The following is a 909-nucleotide window of genomic DNA, read 5'->3' as shown; positions in this document are numbered from 1 at the left end:
GGGCGAGCCGCCGCCCGCCGTTTCCGGCATGACCGGCTTCAGCACGCGCTCACGCACCAGATGGCGGGTGACTTCGCTTTCAGCCTTGTTGAGATACCAGTCGATGAGCCGGCGGATTTCGGCGCGCTGCATCGGGTCCTCGGCGAACAGCCGCTTGTCGCGCTTCAGCACGCCGCGCGTTTCATCGAGATATTCCGATATGACCGTCGCGCCGACGATCGGCACGTCGCCTTCGGCCAGCAGGATCGGCAGCGTGCCGGCCGGGTTCAGCGCCAGGAACTCCTTGCGCCGGGTCCACGGCTTTTCCTCGATCAAAGCCAGCTCCTCGCCATACTCGCCGAATGCGAGGCGGACGAAGCGACAGGTGGCGAACATGGGATGGTGGAAAAGCGTCAGCATGGTTCCGCGATGATAAAGCGCACTGGCGAATCGCAGGGCGCACCGGTAAGTCTTGGCCGCCCGGTTAGCGGGCCGTCAGGGTGTTGCGACCTATAGGGGGACTTCAACGCCATGACAAGCAAGCCCTTCTGTCAGCCGTCATGCCAATGCCGAGGTAGCCATGGAAAGCCAGACCATCGTCGAAGCCCTGCTGCTCGGCCTGCTGGAGGGGCTGACCGAGTTCATACCGGTGTCCTCGACCGGCCATATCCTGCTCGCTGGCCATTTCCTCGGCTTCCACTCGACCGGCAAGGCCTTCGAGATCCTGATCCAGCTCGGCGCCATCCTGGCGATCCTCAGCGTTTATTTCCGCCGCCTCTGGAAAATGCTGCTCGAACTGCCGCACGACCGACTGACCAGGCATTTCGTCATCGGCATCCTCATCGCCTTCCTGCCGGCGGCATTCATCGGCGCGCTGGCGCATGATTTCATAAAGACGGTGCTGTTCGAATCGCCGAGGCTGATCTGCAT

General features: G+C 62.7%; 2 protein-coding genes. One reads left to right on the top strand and one right to left on the bottom strand.

Features of this window, described 5'->3' with window-relative positions; genetic code table 11:
- A partial coding sequence (locus EN884_RS37210) for a glutathione S-transferase family protein (RefSeq protein WP_164755716.1) occupies nt 1–399 on the bottom strand: 399 nt, incomplete at its 3' end.
- A gap of 160 nt (nt 400–559) precedes the next feature.
- Between EN884_RS37210 and EN884_RS37205 the strand changes: the two genes are divergently transcribed.
- On the top strand, nt 560–909 hold a 350-nt coding region (locus EN884_RS37205; protein ID WP_281034874.1), incomplete at its 3' end, for an undecaprenyl-diphosphate phosphatase.

Source organism: Mesorhizobium sp. M7A.F.Ca.AU.001.01.1.1 (genome assembly GCF_004022735.1).
Classification (GTDB): domain Bacteria; phylum Pseudomonadota; class Alphaproteobacteria; order Rhizobiales; family Rhizobiaceae; genus Mesorhizobium; species Mesorhizobium ciceri.
Note: the sequence above shows the minus strand (reverse complement) of the source record. Positions and strands in the feature narration are given on the sequence as shown.